17 protein-coding genes and 1 pseudogene are annotated in these 17,241 nt (G+C 61.9%); 10 read left to right on the plus strand and 8 right to left on the minus strand.

The window, feature by feature from the left end; genetic code table 11:
- Window positions 1-302: 302 nt before the first annotated feature.
- Both AC0L14_RS27760 and AC0L14_RS27765 read right to left on the minus strand, forming a co-directional pair.
- Window positions 303-930: pseudogene (locus tag AC0L14_RS27760) on the minus strand (glutathione S-transferase family protein).
- A gap of 110 nt (window positions 931-1,040) precedes the next feature.
- The gene (locus AC0L14_RS27765; RefSeq protein ID WP_473637712.1) at window positions 1,041-2,252 is read right to left on the minus strand and encodes an NADP-dependent isocitrate dehydrogenase; all 1,212 of its coding nucleotides are present in this window, start codon (window positions 2,250-2,252) and stop codon (window positions 1,041-1,043) included.
- 217 nt (window positions 2,253-2,469) lie between these two features.
- Between AC0L14_RS27765 and AC0L14_RS27770 the strand changes: the two genes are divergently transcribed.
- From AC0L14_RS27770 to AC0L14_RS27810, 9 genes are all read left to right on the plus strand, one after another.
- The gene (locus AC0L14_RS27770; RefSeq protein WP_473751425.1) at window positions 2,470-3,315 is read left to right on the plus strand and encodes an RNA methyltransferase; all 846 of its coding nucleotides are present in this window, start codon (window positions 2,470-2,472) and stop codon (window positions 3,313-3,315) included.
- Window positions 3,316-3,386: 71 nt separating this feature from the next.
- Window positions 3,387-4,043 (plus strand): hypothetical protein, encoded by a 657-nt coding sequence (locus AC0L14_RS27775; RefSeq protein ID WP_473637714.1) that lies wholly within the window; start codon window positions 3,387-3,389, stop codon window positions 4,041-4,043.
- Between the two features lie 115 nt (window positions 4,044-4,158).
- Window positions 4,159-4,971, plus strand: a complete 813-nt coding sequence (murI, locus tag AC0L14_RS27780) for a glutamate racemase (RefSeq protein WP_473637715.1) — start codon at window positions 4,159-4,161, stop codon at window positions 4,969-4,971.
- A gap of 62 nt (window positions 4,972-5,033) precedes the next feature.
- Window positions 5,034-5,222 carry a DUF3008 family protein gene (locus AC0L14_RS27785; RefSeq protein ID WP_095490797.1) on the plus strand — a complete coding sequence of 63 codons (189 nt, stop codon included), beginning with the start codon at window positions 5,034-5,036 and terminating at the stop codon, window positions 5,220-5,222.
- Between the two features lie 537 nt (window positions 5,223-5,759).
- A complete protein-coding gene (rpsD, locus tag AC0L14_RS27790; protein WP_029353615.1) occupies window positions 5,760-6,377 on the plus strand; it encodes a 30S ribosomal protein S4 in 618 nt (205 codons plus the stop codon).
- A 137-nt stretch (window positions 6,378-6,514) separates the two neighbouring features.
- Entirely contained in the window at window positions 6,515-7,399 is an 885-nt protein-coding gene (gene ttcA / locus AC0L14_RS27795) for a tRNA 2-thiocytidine(32) synthetase TtcA (RefSeq protein WP_473487911.1), read from the plus strand.
- Window positions 7,389-8,216 (plus strand): inositol monophosphatase family protein, encoded by an 828-nt coding sequence (locus AC0L14_RS27800; RefSeq protein WP_473751426.1) that lies wholly within the window; start codon window positions 7,389-7,391, stop codon window positions 8,214-8,216. The genes ttcA and AC0L14_RS27800 overlap by 11 nt, the downstream gene beginning before the upstream one ends.
- A 232-nt stretch (window positions 8,217-8,448) precedes the next feature.
- Complete coding sequence (gene ppaT / locus AC0L14_RS27805) at window positions 8,449-9,627, plus strand: pyridoxamine--pyruvate transaminase (RefSeq protein ID WP_473751427.1); 1,179 nt, start codon at window positions 8,449-8,451, stop codon at window positions 9,625-9,627.
- An 86-nt stretch (window positions 9,628-9,713) separates the two neighbouring features.
- Window positions 9,714-10,121 (plus strand): energy transducer TonB, encoded by a 408-nt coding sequence (locus AC0L14_RS27810; RefSeq protein ID WP_123149989.1) that lies wholly within the window; start codon window positions 9,714-9,716, stop codon window positions 10,119-10,121.
- Window positions 10,122-10,141: 20 nt separating this feature from the next.
- Here AC0L14_RS27810 and AC0L14_RS27815 read toward each other — a convergent pair whose 3' ends face one another.
- The 5 genes from AC0L14_RS27815 to AC0L14_RS27835 form a co-directional block, all read right to left on the minus strand.
- Window positions 10,142-11,386, minus strand: coding sequence for a multidrug effflux MFS transporter (locus AC0L14_RS27815; protein WP_473751428.1), 1,245 nt, complete (start codon window positions 11,384-11,386; stop codon window positions 10,142-10,144).
- Between the two features lie 110 nt (window positions 11,387-11,496).
- The gene (grxD, locus tag AC0L14_RS27820) at window positions 11,497-11,832 is read right to left on the minus strand and encodes a Grx4 family monothiol glutaredoxin (RefSeq protein ID WP_029353656.1); all 336 of its coding nucleotides are present in this window, start codon (window positions 11,830-11,832) and stop codon (window positions 11,497-11,499) included.
- A 442-nt stretch (window positions 11,833-12,274) separates the two neighbouring features.
- On the minus strand, window positions 12,275-12,508 hold the full coding sequence (locus tag AC0L14_RS27825; RefSeq protein WP_023674714.1) for a BolA/IbaG family iron-sulfur metabolism protein: 234 nt from the start codon (window positions 12,506-12,508) through the stop codon (window positions 12,275-12,277).
- Window positions 12,509-12,594: 86 nt separating this feature from the next.
- On the minus strand, window positions 12,595-14,835 hold the full coding sequence (purL, locus tag AC0L14_RS27830; RefSeq protein WP_473751429.1) for a phosphoribosylformylglycinamidine synthase subunit PurL: 2,241 nt from the start codon (window positions 14,833-14,835) through the stop codon (window positions 12,595-12,597).
- Window positions 14,836-14,983: 148 nt separating this feature from the next.
- Window positions 14,984-16,396 carry an aminotransferase-like domain-containing protein gene (locus AC0L14_RS27835; RefSeq protein ID WP_473751430.1) on the minus strand — a complete coding sequence of 471 codons (1,413 nt, stop codon included), beginning with the start codon at window positions 16,394-16,396 and terminating at the stop codon, window positions 14,984-14,986.
- Between the two features lie 92 nt (window positions 16,397-16,488).
- On the opposite strand from AC0L14_RS27835, the gene AC0L14_RS27840 reads away from it, so the two are divergent.
- Complete coding sequence (locus AC0L14_RS27840; protein ID WP_473528264.1) at window positions 16,489-16,722, plus strand: DUF1127 domain-containing protein; 234 nt, start codon at window positions 16,489-16,491, stop codon at window positions 16,720-16,722.
- 91 nt (window positions 16,723-16,813) lie between these two features.
- Here the strand turns inward: AC0L14_RS27840 and AC0L14_RS27845 are convergent, their stop codons facing one another.
- A complete protein-coding gene (locus AC0L14_RS27845) occupies window positions 16,814-17,224 on the minus strand; it encodes a hypothetical protein (protein WP_473487918.1) in 411 nt (136 codons plus the stop codon).
- Window positions 17,225-17,241 lie beyond the last annotated feature (17 nt).

Below are 17,241 nucleotides of genomic sequence, written 5' to 3' on the forward strand. Positions count from 1 at the left end.
TGGCCGCCAAACCGTCGAACAAAGGGATGGCCGCCTTGAAAAGGCCCCTTGACAGCGAAAGCCCCATACAAGGTGGCCGCCCACGGATCTTGCCTTTGGCAAGCCCGAGGACAGGCTCCGCGGCCGGAGAGGGGGCCTGCGCAATCAGACGAAAAGAAAGCCTGTGTCGGACGTATGAAAGACGTTCGAGGCTGGGTGTGCCGATTTCCCCTCTCCGTCTCGGCTTCGCCGAGCCACCTCTCGCCGCAAGCGGGGCGAGGAACCCAAGTTCTGGCCAAAGTTGCCATACCTCGCGCAGCGGTTCATTCAGCCTTTTCGGTCTTCGAAAAGCTCTCCCGCCCGGCGATGAGCGCGAACCAGTCCCGAATATCTGGAAATTCGGCCAGCAGCTTTTGCCCCTCCGCGACCTTGACGAAATAGCCGATGATGGGTGCTGCATGCAGGTCGGCGAGCGTCAGTTCCGCTCCCAACAGCCATGGCCCCTCGGCCTTCAGCGATGAGAGCGCCTGTAGTGTCGTTCTCGCCTGCCGAAGCCCATTGGCGATCAAAGCCTCGTCGGGCGCCCTTTTTCTCCAGCCGCTCGACGGCGACATCCCAGACCATGGCCCGATAGGCATAGGCGTCGAGCATGCCGATGATCTGGTTCATGGTTGCGTGAGGTCGGGCTTCGACTGGCTGCAACGCCGGTCCGTCGAAAGCCTCGTCGACATAGCAGGCAATCGCGCTGGTCTCGTAGAGGCGGAACCCGTCGTGCTCGAAGGCAGGGATGCGGCCGAACGGGTGATGGTCGAAATACCAGCCCGGAATGCCACCCGCCGCAAAGATGTCGACCGGCACAAGTTCGTAGTCGATGCCTTTTTCCTCGAGCACGAGGCGGACGATTCGCACGTAGACGCTGTAGTCCGCCCCGTAGACGACGGGTTTGGCCATGACGCTCACTACTGCGCCGCGCGTCTTTTCAGACGCGCAAAGGACGCTGTAGCACTTTGATTTTGCGCATGATCTTGTCCGAAAATGATTCCGATTTTCAGGGTCATGCGTCAGGCCATCGCCTTCTGCAGATTTTCGTCGATCTTGTCGAGGAAGCCGGTGGTCGAAAGCCATGGCTGGTCGGGACCGATCAGCAGCGACAGATCCTTGGTCATGAAGCCGGCCTCGACGGTCTGAATGCAAACTTTTTCCAGCGTCTCGGCAAAGCGCTTCAGCTCGGCATTGTCGTCGAGCTTGGCGCGATGGGTGAGGCCCCGGGTCCAGGCGAAGATCGAGGCGATCGAATTGGTCGAGGTTTCCTCGCCCTTCTGATGCTGGCGATAGTGGCGGGTGACGGTGCCGTGCGCGGCCTCCGCCTCCACCGTCTTGCCGTCCGGCGTCATCAGCACCGAGGTCATCAGGCCGAGCGACCCAAAACCTTGCGCCACCGTGTCCGACTGCACGTCGCCATCATAATTCTTGCAGGCCCAGACATAGCCGCCCGACCATTTCAGGCTGGAGGCGACCATGTCGTCGATCAGCCGGTGCTCGTACCAGATCTTTTTCGCCTTGAATTCGGCTTCGAACTCAGCCTCGTAGACTTCCTGGAAAATGTCCTTGAAGCGGCCGTCATAGGCCTTGAGGATGGTGTTCTTGGTCGAGAGGTAGACCGGATAATTGCGCAGCAGGCCGTAATTCAGCGAGGCGCGGGCGAACTCACGGATCGACTCGTCGAGATTGTACATGGCCATGGCGACGCCGGCGGCCGGCGCATCGAACACATCATGCTCGATCACCGTGCCGTCCTCGCCGACGAACTTGATCGTCAGCTTGCCCTTGCCGGGAAAGCGGAAGTCGGTGGCGCGGTACTGGTCGCCGAAGGCATGACGGCCGACGATGATCGGCTTGGTCCAGCCGGGCACCAGCCGCGGCACGTTCTTCATGATGATCGGCTCGCGAAAGATGGTGCCGCCGAGGATGTTGCGGATGGTGCCGTTCGGCGACTTCCACATCTTCTTCAGCTTGAATTCTTCGACGCGCTGCTCGTCGGGCGTGATCGTCGCGCATTTCACGCCGACGCCATGTTTCTTGATGGCGTTGGCCGAATCGATGGTCACCTGATCGTTGGTGGCGTCGCGGTGCTCGACGCCGAGGTCATAGTATTCAAGTTCGAGGTCGAGATAGGGGTGGATCAGCTTGTCCTTGATGAACTGCCAGATGATGCGGGTCATCTCGTCGCCGTCGAGTTCGACGACCGGGTTCGCCACCTTGATCTTCGCCATGGAAAGAATGCCTCATTGTTGGGGATCGTAACGGCCTTGCCCGCATGGCTTTGGCCGGGGATGCGCCCGTATATCAAAGCATTTTTGGCCGCGCAAACGGCGATCCGCGCCAGCGGGCTCGCCCCTGGCATCGGGCGTTCCTTACCAAAGCTTCATTTTCGCGGCCGGATATGGCAGGGGACGCTGAAATGCCGCAAACAGCAGTTCATTGACACCCATGCAAGCCAGCAACGACATCCCTCCTGCCGCAGGCCCGGCGATCATCCTGGTCGAGCCGCAGCTCGGCGAGAATATCGGCATGGTCGCGCGCGCCATGGCGAACTTCGGCCTTGCCGAACTGCGCCTCGTCAATCCGCGCGACGGCTGGCCGAGCGACAAGGCGCGCGCCGCCGCGAGCCGCGCCGACCATGTCATCGATGCCGCTAGAGTATTCGACGATCTGGCCTCGGCGGTCGCCGACCTGAATTTCGTCTTCGCCACCACGGCGCGCGCGCGCGATAATTTCAAGCCGGTGCGCGGACCGGTCGAGGCGGGCAGGGCGCTGAGAGCGCGCCAGCGATCCGGACAGCGCACCGGCATCCTGTTCGGCCGCGAGCGGTTCGGGCTCTACAATGACGAGGTCGGCCTGGCCGACGAGATCGTCACCTTCCCGGTCGATCCCGCCTTCTCTTCGCTCAACATCGCCCAGGCGGCCCTGCTGATGTCTTATGAATGGATGAAGTCGGGCTTGGAAGATGAGACGAAAACCAATTTTTCCAGCCCCGACATGATGCCGGCGACCAAGGAACAATTGCACGGCCTGTTCGCGTACCTGGAAGGCGCGCTCGAAGCGCGCGGCTATTTCCGCCCGGCGCCGAAGAAGCCGAAGATGGTCGACAATCTGCGGGCGGTGCTGACGCGCGCCGGCTTCGCCGAGCCGGAGCTCAAGGTGCTGCGCGGCATAATATCATCGCTGGACAGGTTCTCGCCGGCCATGCCGCGCGGCGACGGATCGCCGGGCGATGATCCAAGACGGCTTCCGGCAGCGGCGGCACGCGCCCGCAAGGTGACAGACAAAGAATAGAACCGATCGTGAGAACGGCTGCTTCACCAGTAACTGAATTTTATTCGATATGATCCATCGTCCGGCGAAGGGTGGATCCTCGGATGTTTAACTCAAATATCGGTCGTCTTCGCTTTTTCTTCTATTCCGCGGCCCTGCTGGTTGCGGAAATTGTGACATTTGTGCTTTGCATCGTATCGACCATCGGCATCGAGGGATTGGCCAATTCGAAACCTGGTCCTTCCAGGGAAGGGCTGGCCGCGGCCGTTCTCGTCGCTTCGCTGGTGATCGTGCTGTTCCGCGCGAATTTCGCCCGGCGTCGAAGCCGCGACGCGCAAGGACCCAAATGGATCCTTTGGTCATACATTGTGTTCTCGGCCCTGTTTGCGATTCTGCAGGCCGGCACTGTTCTTGTCGTGAAATTCGACGGCGAAGATTCGCATTCCGGCCTTAACCTGCTGGGACTCGCTCTCGTCGGGCTCTGGGCGGTCATCTTGGCGGCCAAGCCGGCGGGGGACAGCTTTGCGGATATGGCGTCTTCCCTAAGTTTCGATGATCTCGACCCTCCCAGGCCGTTGCGCGGCGGCCGGGCGCCCCATTCAGAGTCGGCCGCCGGCGTGACGGCCCAGGCTCCGGCGTACGCCATGCGCGCCGCACCGGCGCCGTCGAACCATCCTGCATCTCAACCTGCGTCTCTGCCAAACAGCCGGCCGCGGTCCGGCGGCTTCGGCAAGCGGGGCCTTGTGTGATCATCTCGCCGCATCAAGGCCATGATGGTTGCAGATAGAACCGTGCCAGGTAAAACGCATCATTGGCCTAAGCCTAGGCCAGCCTTCTCTCCCCAGCTCCCTTTCCTGAATGACAATGACCGATCTCTCAAACGCCCGCCCGATCCTGATGTTCGATTCCGGCATCGGCGGCCTGACGGTGCTGCGCGAAGCGCGCGTGCTGATGCCCGACCGCCGATTCGTCTATGTCGCCGACGACGCGGCTTTCCCCTATGGCGCTTGGGAGGAGCCGGCACTGAGGGCGCATATACTGGAACTGTTCGGCAAGCTGCTCGACCGTTTTTCGCCGGCCATTTCGGTCATCGCCTGCAATACCGCCTCGACGCTGGTCATCGATGCGTTGCGCGAAAGATTTCCCGGCCATCCTTTCGTCGGCACGGTGCCGGCGATCAAGCCGGCGGCGGAACGCACGCGCTCCGGGCTGGTTTCGGTGCTGGCGACGCCCGGCACCGTCAAGCGCCAGTATACGCGCGACCTGATCGGCAAATGGGCGCAGAAATGCCATGTCCGGCTCGTTGGCAGCGACAATCTGGCGGGACTGGCCGAGGTCTATATGCGTGAGGGCTTCGTCGATGAAGAGGCCGTGCGTGCCGAAATCGCGCCATGCTTCGTCGCACATGATGAGCTGCGGACCGACATCGTCGTGCTTGCCTGCACCCATTACCCTTTTCTGGCCAACCGCATGCGCAAGACGGCACCTTGGCCGGTCGATTGGCTCGATCCTGCCGAGGCGATCGCGCGACGGGCGCTCTCGCTGCTCGCGGACACCGAGGCCAGGAATGGCGGCGAGGCGTTGCCGGAAGGCGCCGATCTTGCCGTCTTCACCTCAAAGAGGGTTGATTTCCCGACTCGCCGCCTGATGCAGGGGTTTGGGCTGGCGATTTCCTGATATCTGGGAACATCACCCGGACCGGTGCGTTTTTCCCTCATTGCAAGACGGGAGAAACGATCATGCCAGCCACATCAAAGGCCCAGCAGAAAGCCGCCGGCGCGGCATTGTCCGCCAAGCGTGGCGAAACCAAAAAGAGCGAACTCAAAGGCCCTTCGAAGGGAATGTACAAATCCATGAGTGAAAAGCAGCTCGAGGAATTCGCCGAGACCAAGCGTAAGGGCCTGCCCGAGAAGAAATCGAAACACTAGCCTGCCGCGTGTCCGACTGGGCGCACCCCCAATGGGCGGTCGTTTCCGGGTCCACGTTTGACCAACCAGCGGTCAAACACAAAGCCGGTGCTACCAGGCCCGGTGGCCGCGCCGTACCTTGTAGCGGATGACCTTGCGATGACCACGATGCGGCATAACTTGTGATGTTTGTGTCCGCGCCAATGCCTGGCCTGCGCCGGCTCCGGCGCAAATGCCATCGAGCACTGCATTCAACGTCGAGGACCGCCTGCCATCACCAACGCCAGCCGCTGCAAGCTTGACACCAGTTAAATCTCCGTCTAATCAGCCCACCAACACCGGGCCTCAGCGTCCGGTGGCTTCTTTTTATGTGCGCAAGGCGTTTGGAAAGCCGCTCTATTCTTTCCGGAGTCTTGTCTAGAATGACGTGTCCCGTGGGTCTTCCGCCGCGTTGCGTGGGAAAACCCTGTCAGGTCTCGAAAACGGGGGCCAGAGGAGGGCGCGTTTCCTTCACCCGGACCATGAGGTTCCGGGTCTGTTGTTTTGAAAGGGAATGCGATGAGCAAGCGCGAATCCGCGAAATACAAGATCGACCGCCGTCTCGGCGAAAACATCTGGGGCCGCCCGAAATCCCCGGTCAACAAGCGCGAATACGGTCCCGGCCAGCACGGCCAGCGCCGCAAGGGCAAGCTTTCCGATTTCGGCCTGCAGCTGCGTGCCAAGCAGAAGCTGAAGGGTCACTACGGCGACGTTTCGGAAAAGCAGTTCCGCAAGGTCTATGAAGAGGCGGACCGCCGCAAGGGCGACACCTCGGAGAACCTGATCGGCCTGCTCGAATCGCGTCTCGACGCGGTCGTCTACCGCGCCAAGTTCGTGCCGACCATTTTTGCCGCTCGCCAGTTCGTCAATCACGGCCACATCAATGTCAACGGCAAGCGCGTCAACATCGGCTCATACCGCTGCAAGCCGGGCGACGTCATCGAAGTGCGCGAAAAGTCGAAGCAGCTGGTGATCGTCCTGGAATCGGTAGGCTTGGCCGAGCGCGACGTGCCTGATTACATCGAGGTCGATCATAACAAGATGACCGCGACCTTCGGGCGCATCCCCGGCCTGTCAGATGTTCCCTTCGCCGTGCAGATGGAACCGAACCTGGTCGTGGAATTCTATTCGCGCTGATCGATTTTCTTCATCTGCGACATCATCGAAGGCCGCCCTCGAGGCGGCCTTTTCTTTGGAGTTCTGAAAATCGATTTCGATTTTCGGGCCGATGCGCTACTCCGGGCAGCAACAAGGACTTTTGGGGCCGCCGCGCCATGAACATGCTGCCAGAAACAATCGAACCGATCGCTGATGCCGCAGGCGGCTTTCATCCGCTGTTTGCCGATGTGCCGTCCTCCGTCGAATTCAACAAGCTGCGCAAGCGGCTGCTGCGTCACGCCCGTCAGGCGATCGACGATTTTTCGATGGTCAGGCCCGGCGATCGCTGGCTGGTCGCCTTGTCTGGCGGCAAGGATTCCTACGGCCTGCTCGCTGTGCTGCTCGACCTCAAATGGCGCGGGCTGCTGCCGGTCGACCTGTTGGCCTGCAATCTCGACCAGGGCCAGCCGAACTTTCCGAAACACATTCTGCCCGATTATCTCAACGCATACGCCATTGCGCACCGCATCGAATATCAGGACACCTATTCGGTGGTGACCGACAAGCTTCCCCAGGGCAGCACCTACTGTTCGCTGTGCTCGCGGCTCAGGCGCGGCCATCTCTACCGCATCGCACGGGAGGAGGGCTGCTCGGCTTTGGTGCTCGGCCACCACCGCGAAGACATTCTCGAAACCTTTTTCATGAACCTGTTCCATGGCGGGCGCCTCGCCGCCATGCCGCCAAAACTGCTCAACGACGACGGCGACGTCATGGTGCTACGGCCGCTCGCCTATTGCGCCGAGGCCGATCTCGAAAAATTCGCCGGCGCCATGAAGTTCCCGATCATCCCGTGCGATCTGTGCGGCAGCCAGGACGGCCTGCAGCGCAATGCGATGAAGGCGATGCTCGACGACTTGGAAAAGCGCATGCCCGGCCGCAAGGACACGATGATCCACGCCATGACCAACGTGCGGCCCTCGCATCTGCTCGATCGCAAACTCTTCGATTTCGCCGCACTCAATGAAACCCTGACACGGCAAGACATCCCCAATGACATTTGACGATACCGCGATCGACTGGCTCGCCAAGCTTCTATCCGACGCCGCCATTGCCGAGATCATGCCGCGCTTTCGCCGGCTGGATGAGGGCGACATCCGCCAGAAGACCTCGGCAGCCGATCTGGTGACGGAGGCCGATGTGAGTGCCGAGCGGCTCATCACCGTCAGGCTGCGTGAGCGCTACCCCCAGGCGATGATCGTCGGCGAGGAAGCCTGCTCCGACGACCCGGCGCTCCTCCAGGGCCTCGGCGAAGCCGATCTCGCCTTCGTCATCGATCCCGTCGACGGCACTTTCAATTTCGCCTCAGGCGTGCCGCTGTTCGGCGTCATGCTGGGCGTCGTGGTGAAGGGCGAGACCGTCGCCGGCATCATTCACGATCCCATCGGCGAGGACTGGCTGATCGGCGCCAGGGGTGCTGGCAGCCACATACGGCATGCGCATGGCACTTTGGAGAAGGTGCATGTCGCCGAGCCTGCGCCGATCTCGCAAATGACCGGCGCGGTTTCCTGGCAATATATGCCCGAGCCGGAACGGTCACGGCTGGCGCGCAACCAGACGAAGTCCTTGTCGCAATTCGGCTATCGCTGCGCGGCACACGAATACCGCCTGCTGGCGAGCGGCCACGCCCACTTTGTCGTCTACAACAAGCTGATGCCGTGGGATCATCTGGCTGGTGTGCTGATCCATGCCGAGGCAGGTGGTTACGCGGCGCGTTTCGACGGCAGCACCTATCGGCCTTCGCATGTCGGCGGTGGCCTTCTTGTCGCACCGGACGAAGCAAGCTGGCGCGAACTGCGCCGGGAACTCTGGGCGGAATAGGCCGTGCGGGATAGATCCGGTCCCAAGCGCAAGCCGATCATGTTCACCATCGACGCGGCCTACACGCAGAAGAGCCTTGAAACGTCGTGCTAGGCGGCCTTCAATTCGATGCGCAAGGTGAAGAAGCTCGCCGGCGCCGAGCTGATGTATTCGCACGACATGGATAACTTCAAACCTATCGGACCGGCACGCAATTCTACGGCTGACCGCCGCCAATGCGGAGACAAAGACCATGCGCTATTTCGAACACGCCGAACCGGTCATCACGCTCACCGCCGGGCCGGTGAACGCCTATGCCGACGTGCTACGCGGCCTCGGCCGCACCGTGCTCTACGACTACGACCCGGCGTTCCAGCTCTTTTACGAGGCGGTGGTCGACAAGGCGCAGAAGGCAATGCGGCTGTCGAACAAGCCGGTCATTCTCCATGGCGAGCCGGTCCTTGGCCTGGAGGCCGCCGCAGCCTCGCTTATCACGCCCGACGACGTCGTGCTCAACCTTGTCTCGGGAGTCTATGGCAAGGGATTTGGCTATTGGGCGAAGCGCTATTCGCCGCGTCTGCTCGAAATCGAGGTGCCCTATAATGAGGCGATCGACCCGCAGGCGGTTGCGGCAATGCTGGAAGCGCATCCGGAAATCACCATCGTTTCCGTCTGCCACCACGACACGCCGTCGGGCACCATCAACCCGATCGACGCCATCGGCGCGCTGGTTTCGGCGCATGGCGTCTATCTGATCGTCGACGCCGTTTCGTCCTTCGGCGGCATGAAAACGCATCCTGAGGACTGCAAGGCCGACATCTATGTCACCGGCCCGAACAAATGCCTCGGCGCACCTCCCGGCCTGACGATGATGGGCGTCAGCGAGCGCGCCTGGGCCAAGATGAAGGCAAATCCACTGGCGCCACGCGCGTCGATGCTCAGCATCGTCGACTGGGAGCATGCTTGGTCGAAGGACAAGCCGTTTCCATTCACGCCGTCCGTGGCGGAGATGAACGGGCTCGACGTCGCGCTCGACCTCTATCTCAACGAGGGCCCGGCGGCGGTGTGGGCGCGCCACGCGCTCACCGCCAAGGCCATGCGCGCCGGCGTCGCCGGCATGGGTCTGTCGATCTGGGCCGCCAGCGACAATATCGCATCGCCGATCACGACCGCCGTCCGGACGCCCGAAGGCATCGATGAGACGGCGGTTCGCCAGGCCGCGCGCGCCCGCTACGGCGTGATGTTTTCGTCGGGCCGCGGCGGAACATTGGGCAAGCTGACACGCATCGGCCATATGGGCCCGACCGCCCAGCCGATCTATGCGATCGCGGCGCTGACGGCACTTGGCGGCGCGATGAATACTTTGGGCCAGGAACTCACGGTCGGCAAGGGCATCGACGCGGCGCTCGCCGTTATCGACGCTGACGTCTGAAGGGATTCATGCGACGCGCTGATACTCGATGAAGGCTTTCGTCGAAAATTCGATTACATTTGTCCGCGCGAAACCGGAGACCCGAGATGAAATCTCGGTTCGCAATTGTCGCACTGGTCCTTGCCCTTGCCTTGGTTGCCGGTCCGAACGCGGCAAGATCGCAGGAACGCGCATGTCGCAGTCCCGATCCCGTCGACACCATAGATGAGATGTTCTCCGCGATCTTCGCCTGTTGGGAGCCGCCGCCCGGAACCGCGGGCATGACCCTGACGCTGCAGTTCTCAATTCGCCGAAACGGCACACTTATCGGCAAGCCTCGCGCCACCTTCTCCCGTTTAGGGAATGATGACACCCTCAACCGGGCCTTCGTGGCTTCCGTCCTCGATGCTCTCGATAAGGCCCTGCCACTGCCCGTTTCGGACAGCATGGGGGGAGCGATCGCAGGGCGTACGCTGTTCCCTCGCTTCACAGCAGCGAGTGGGGGTGCATCCTAAAGCGTGTCCGGCAATGTGCATTAAACCGGCGGGTTTTGCGGCTGGAAGAACCTGCCGCGCTCGGCGATCAGCACCATCACCAATGCGCCAAGCGACACGCTGCAGAATCCGGCGGCCAAGGGCGTCACCGTGCCGTTGAAGGCTTGGCCGATCAGCGTGCCGAGCACGCCGCCGAGGAAGGTCTGCATGAAGCCCAGAATGGACGACGCTGTCCCGGCCAATTGGCCGAGCGGCTCCATGGCGAGCGCGTTGAAATTCGCGCCGAGTGCGCCGAACGGGACCATCGTGCAGGCAAAGAAGGTGATGAAAAGCCAGAGCGGCATCTTCATTTGGATGGAAACGACCAGCCAGGCGAGGCTGATGGCCAGAAACAAGAGCAGCGCGCTTTGCGACAGGCGGCGCATGCCGATGCGGCCGACAAGGCGCGAATTCAGATAGCTCGAAAAGGAGAGCACGCCGGCGATCCCTGCGAAAATCACCGGGAACATCTCGCCGACTTTGAACACATCGACATAAATCTGCTGTGCCGAGGCGATGAAGCCGAACATGGCCGCGAAGATGAAGGTGCTGGCAAAGGCGTAGCAGAGCGCGATGCGATTGGTCAGAACGATGCGGAAACCGCCAAGGACGGATGAAGCCGTCAGCGGCCGGCGATATTCGGGATGCAGCGTTTCCGGCAGCCGCAGCAGCGACCAGGCTGAGACGACCAGTGCGCCTGCCGCCATTGTGATGAAGATCCAGTGCCAGGAGGCAAACAGCATGATGAACTGGCCGATGCCTGGCGCCACTACCGGAATTGCCATGAACACCATGAAGATCAGCGACATGACTTCGGCCATGCGCCGGCCGTCGAAGGTGTCGCGCACGATCGAGACGGCGATGACGCGTGTAGCGGCCGCACCAATGCCTTGCACCAGCCTGCACAGAAGAAGAATAGCGAATGATGGGGCGATGGCCGCAGCAGCCGCCGCTGCGACGTAGATAACCAGTCCGACGACGAGCGGAGCGCGGCGTCCGAAGCGGTCCGAGATCGGTCCGAAGAAGAGCTGTCCGCCGCCAAAGCCGAGAATATAGGCGGCAATCACATATTGGCGATGGTTTTCATTTTCCACGCCCAGCGAAGCGCCGATCTGCTGCAGCGCCGGCAGCATGATGTCGATGGCCAGCGAGTTGAGCGCCATCAACGCCGCGCACAGCGCGATGAATTCCCAGCGCGGAATGGGCAAGGTGCTTGCCTGTTGCTGCGCTTCTGCATGCTGATCCACGGCAAAGTCCGATCTTCAAACGAAAAAGCGCCGGCGCACCGGCGCATTCATTCGTCTTGTGCCCCGATACCGGGGAGATAATCAGCTTGGCGAAGTGCCCTAAATGTTCGTCAGGCGGCGCCTTTGACGCTGACGCCCTTTTCGACGAGGAACGTCTGCAGTTCGCCAGCCTGGAACATCTCGCGGATGATGTCGCAGCCGCCGACGAACTCACCCTTGACGTAGAGCTGAGGGATCGTCGGCCAGTTGGAATATTCCTTTATACCTTGCCGCAGCTCGGCCGAGGTCAGCACGTCGACGCCCTTGTAGTCGGCTCCGATGTAGTCGAGGATCTGCACGACTTGACCGGAAAACCCGCATTGCGGGAAACCGGGCGTGCCCTTCATGAAAAGGACGACGTCGTTGCCCTTCACTTCGCTGTCGATGTAGTCGTTGATACCGCTCATAGAGAATCCTTTCATGCCAGCGGGAGTCGGGCTCGAAACATACCCTTTCAAATAAACCCATAGGTTGCCTGAAACAAGACGTTTGCCGCATCGTCACGCAAATGGCGCAAAAGGATGGCTTGATATTGGGCCAAGAGCATCGGCCAGCTGTTTTCCCAAGGAAGCGATAACAGGGCGAGATGGCGCGGCAATCCTGATTGGCATTGTGCTCGTTACTCTGGCCTTGATCTGGTGGCTCAGGCAATCGCGATCTGGTGCTCGCAAGTCAGTCTCGGCAGCTTTGCGCGCCTGTTCCGCAATGCGCTGCACTGTCCCAACGCGCTTTTCTTCGACGGAGTGGTCTCGGCGCTGTCGAATGGCGAGAGGATGATGGCCGGCGGAAACTATCCGGTAGGGCCAATGATTGCCGTCGAAAAAGTAACGAGGGGTTGGACGCCGAAGCTCAGTCCGGCACACTGGTCTGCAAAGCGAGCGCGTGCAGCACGCCGCCCATATTGCCCTTCAGCGCGTCATAGACCATCTGATGCTGCTGGACGCGGCTTTTGCCGCGAAAGCTTTCGGCCACCACCTCGGCCGCATAATGGTCGCCGTCACCGGCCAGGTCGCGGATCGTCACCTTGGCGTCCGGAATGCCTTCCTTGATCAGCCTTTCGATGTCGTGCGCGTCCATTGCCATGCGAGGATTCCTTGTTCAGGTCGTGATCTCATAGATATGATCGAAATGGCGGATGAACCACACCCAAACGACCCCACTCGATCATGTCAGGGGTCCACGACCTCATTTGCCATGAAGCGAGGAAACCAGGATTCATGGGCAGCGGTCAATTCGCCGATAGGGATCGCCCGTGCCTCGCCGAGTTTCAGGTTACTACCGCCGGTCGAGCCGATCCACGGCGCAAAAATACCGAGCTTGCTCTGCTGTTCGCGAATGGCGTCCCATTCCTTGCTTTGCGGATCGATCGACAGCGTCAAGAGATAGCGGCCCTGATCCTCGCCGAACCAGACCGGGATCGGATCGGTCCCGACCAGGCCGGGGACGGTTGCGCCGATGCCGGACGCCATCGCCATCTCGGCCAGCGCGACAGCAATGCCACCATCGGAAACGTCGTGCGCCGCGGTAACGACGCCGGAGTCGATCAGGGTGCGCACATGGTCGCCGACGCGCTTTTCATGGTCGAGGTCGACCGGCGGTGGCGGGCCGTCGGTGCGGCCATGAATGTCGCGCATGTAGGCTGACTGGGCGAGATGCGTTCCCCACATGGATGGCGCGCCGACCAGCAGGATCATCTGGCCCTCGGCGGCAAAGCCGATCCGCGCCATCTTGGACCAGTCGGCGATCAGCCCGACGCCGCCGATCGTCGGCGTCGGCAAAATGCCTCGTCCGTTGGTTTCGTTGTAGAGTGAGACATTGCCGGAAACGATCGGGAAGCCGAGCGCGCGGCAGGCGTCGCCAATGCCTTTCACGGCGCCGACCAGCTGGCCCATGATCTCGGGCCGTTCCGGGTTGCCGAAATTGAGATTGTCGGTGGCGGCGAGCGGCAGGGCGCCGGTGGCGGTAAGATTACGCCAGCACTCGGCCACCGCCTGCTTGCCGCCCTCGTAAGGATCGGCCTCGCAATAGCGCGGCGTCACGTCGGAGGAGAAGGCGAGCGCTTTGGTCGGATGACCTTCGACGCGCACCACGCCGGCATCGCCGCCCGGAAGCTGCAGCGAATTGCCCTGGATCAGCGTGTCGTACTGCTCCCATACCCAGCGGCGCGATGACAGGTCGGGTCCGCCGAGCAGTTTCAGCAGCGCCTCGGCGACGTCGGCTTGTGGTGCATCGCTGGCAGCCAGGGGCACCGGCTTCTTCGGTTCGGCCCAGGGACGGTCATATTCCGGCGCCTGGTCGCCAAGGTCCTTGATCGGCAGGTTGGCGACCTCGTCGCCCTGGTGCAGCACGCGAAAGCGCAGATCGTCGGTGGTCTTGCCGACAATGGCGAAGTCGAGGCCCCATTTGTGGAAGATCGCCTCGGCTTCCTTTTCCTTTTCGGGGCGCAGCACCATCAGCATGCGCTCCTGGCTCTCCGACAGCATCATCTCATAGGCGCTCATGCGCTCCTCGCGCACCGGCACCTTGTCGAGGTCGAGCTCGATGCCGAGGTCGCCCTTGGCGCCCATCTCGACCGCCGAGCAGGTGAGACCAGCAGCACCCATGTCCTGGATGGCGATGACGGCACCGGACGCCATCAGTTCGAGGCAGGCTTCGAGCAGGCATTTTTCGGTGAAGGGATCGCCGACCTGAACGGTGGGCCGCTTCTCGTCGATCTTGTCGTCGAACTCGGCCGAGGCCATGGTGGCGCCGCCGACACCGTCGCGGCCGGTCTTGGCGCCGAGATAGACGACCGGCAGGCCGACGCCCTTGGCTTCCGACAGGAAGATGGCATCGGTCTTGGCAAGCCCCGCCGCGAAGGCGTTGACCAGGATGTTGCCATTGTAGCGCGCGTCGAAATTGACCTCACCGCCGACCGTCGGCACGCCGAAGGAATTGCCGTAGCCGCCAACGCCGGCAACCACGCCAGCGACGAGGTGCCTGGTCTTGGGATGATCCGGCGCACCGAAGCGCAGCGCATTCATCGCCGCGATCGGCCGCGCGCCCATGGTGAAGACATCGCGCAGGATGCCGCCAACGCCGGTCGCCGCACCCTGATAGGGCTCGATGTAGGAGGGGTGGTTGTGGCTCTCCATCTTGAAAATGACGCAGTCGCCGTCGCCGATATCGACCACGCCGGCATTCTCGCCCGGCCCCTGGATGACCTGCGGCCCGGTGGTCGGCAGCGTGCGCAGCCACTTTTTCGAGGATTTGTAGGAGCAGTGCTCGTTCCACATCGCCGAAAAGATGCCGAGCTCGGTAAAGCTCGGCTCGCGCCCGACCAGGTCGAGGATGCGCTGATATTCGTCGGGCTTCAGCCCGTGCGCGGCAATGAGTTCCGGAGTGATCGGCACGGAATTGGAAATGGTCATGGGCGGCAATTTATATCCTTGGGATCGAGTCCCCTCTTATCGCAAGCGCGAAGGCCGATACACCCATCAAGCGACGAAAAACGATGGAAAGCCACAGGGGCAGCAACCAGCGAAAGATCGCTACTCGATCCGCAGGTTTCAAGCTGACTCAGGAGAAACTGTCGTAACCGGCACGGCCTTCGTCCAGAAGCCGCCTCATCGCGCCGACGCCGCCCGCGATGTCCTCTCGCCGACTCGGCTGTGAAACGCCGAAACGCACGCCGTGGAAAACCTGCTCGGAACGGCCCGCCTTGAACTCGTCCTCATCATCGATAAGCACGCCATGTTCGAGACAGGCATTCTTGAACGTGCCGGAAAGCCATGGATCAGGCAGGGTGAGCCAGACAAAGGGCACATTGTCCACGGCCTTGAAGTCGAACCCGGCCAGCGTCTCGCGCACGATCGCAATGCGCGCATTGATCTCGACGATGCTGCGCTTGCGCATCTCGCTGGCCTGGCCGGACAGCACCAGCCGGCTACACACTTCGGCCAGCAGGAAGGGGAGGCCGCCCGTCAGCATCTTGTGAGCGACCCGGATCCGGTGGCGATAGGCCGGCGGACAGGCGAGCCAGCCGCCGCGAACACCAGCCGCGACGGATTTCGACAGGCCGCCGGCAACGATGGTCCGTTCGGGGGCATATTCGGCCAAGAGCGGCGTCGGGTCGTCGGTCAGATCGCCATAGAGATCGTCCTCGATCAGGACGACATTGTGTTCGCGCGCGACGCGCGCGATAGCCTCGCGCCGCGCTGCCGACAGCGTCACCAGTGTGGGGTTCTTGGCCGTCGGCATCAAGAACATCATTTTCGGGTGTTTTTGCGCGCAGACGCGCTCGAAATCGTCTGGATCGATGCCTTCCTCGTCGGACGCCACCAGCGCGGTCCGGCGGCCGATCAGGCCGGCGCTGCGTGAAATCTGCGAGTAGGTGAGGTGCTCGAAGACGACATAGTCGCCAGGTGAGGTCAGTGCGGCAATCGCCGCCATAACCGCGGCATGGGTGCCGAGCGTCGGAACGATCCCAGCAGAGCTTGGGCGAAACGAATTCCGCGACAGCCAGTTGCAGCCGGCCTCGGACCAGCGGTCGGGAAAATCCCGCGTATAGCTTGAAATCTCATACGGATGGTCCTGCGCCGCACGCGAGAGCACATCGGCGACAATGTCGCCCTGGCCAATATCAGGCGCGGCCGTGCTGTCGAAGCGCAGCTTGCCGAGAGGCGCATCGATAGAGCGCGTGCCTTCCACCTGCGGATCGGGCGCCAACAGATCGGTTTTGGTGTCATGCCGGCCCAGGACATAGGTTCCGCGTCCGACTTCGCCGCTCACCAGCCCCCGCTCGCGCAGCAATTGGTAGGCCCGGCCAACCGTGCCGACGGTCGTGCCGATGTCGTATGCCAGATCGCGCTGCGGCGGCAGTTTTGCCCCCGCATCGATCACGCCGCGGTCGATGTCCGTTTCAATGGAATCTGCAAGCCGTTGATACAGGGGTCCGGAGCCGGACTTAAGGTCGGGAAGCCAATTTGTCATGGTGACAATTTTCTATATTGCACCGAATTGAGAGTCAATACATATCGATTTCGCAATAAAAAGGTACAATCTCGAATTCTGGTGGCAAGAAAATGGCTGCAATAGATACAATCCGTTACACGAGAGCTGAATTGCCCGGAGGCCGGCAAGGCTACATCCGCCGCCTGGTGCGCACGGTCCAGTCACTCGCAAACCGGATCGGCAGCCTGCTGGATCGCAGGCGCAGCCGTCTGGTCTTGCTGGAAATGACCGACGATCAGCTCAAGGACATCGGCATCTCGCGCGCCGATGCCCATCGTGAGGGTCTGAGGCCGTTCTGGGACTGAGAATGCGTCTCGCGTGCCCCCGTCTCGAATAGCGGCGTGGTATATCGGCAGGCCCACCAGGCTGGCGATCTGCAGCAAGCGGGCCGTGACGCTACGCAGCCGCACCGCAGGCCGGATTGCCTGTTTGCCAGCGCGCGATGTCCGAACCGATGCGTTCACCGAGCGGCTCGTTCATCAGCGGACCGTAGACGTCGACGCGGCGTGAATTGCCTTGCGCCTGCACGACCAGCAACGGCTTTCCGCCATAGTGCTTGGCTGGGACCAGCAGGAAGCGCGGTGTGCCGGTGAATGAATTCAGCTCATTGGCCATCTGATAGGGCTTGAAGGCGGGATCCTTGCTGGCGATCCAGCATTTGTGGGCGGCGATCGCCACCTGTTCCATGGCAAGCAGTGCCGCGCTCTTACCCGAAGCCGCCGGCGCGTTCTTCGGCTTCGATTGGCAGGAGGCGAGCACAAGGCCGACGGTGGCGACGAGAGCGAGGCGGGCAATCGTCTGTCTCATGGTCAGGCGGCGCCTAT

This window comes from Mesorhizobium sp. WSM4841 (genome assembly GCF_055811515.1).